We start from the raw sequence: 324 nt of genomic DNA on the forward strand, positions 1-324 counted from the left end.
CTGCATGCTATCGTCCTAGTGGGTCATGCCCCGATCCGGGTCGACAGCATACGCGAGGTTTCGATCAGCGTGCGGCATAGATGCTCCATCGATTGGCGTAGTCGTTCATCCCTGAAATGCCCGCCTTCGTCAAAGGCGTTGCCGCCTTCCTGCACCGAACATTCCGGCGTCACCACCTCCGTCTGGCAGCGAACCAGCACGGCGCGCAGGTGATTGATGCAGCGTATCCCGGCGAACTTTCCGCTGGAAGACGAACACAGGCCGGCAACCTTGCCGGCAAGCGGCCTGACCGGCCGGCCGCCGTCCTTGCGCACCCGGCTCACC

1 pseudogene is annotated in these 324 nt (G+C 63.6%); it reads right to left on the reverse strand.

Annotation, left to right across the window (positions count from 1 at the left end):
* Positions 1–23: 23 nt before the first annotated feature.
* Positions 24–324, reverse strand: a pseudogene (locus EN804_RS35805) (FMN reductase); the annotation flags it as partial.

This window comes from Mesorhizobium sp. M8A.F.Ca.ET.161.01.1.1, from assembly GCF_004792105.1.
GTDB lineage: Bacteria > Pseudomonadota > Alphaproteobacteria > Rhizobiales > Rhizobiaceae > Mesorhizobium.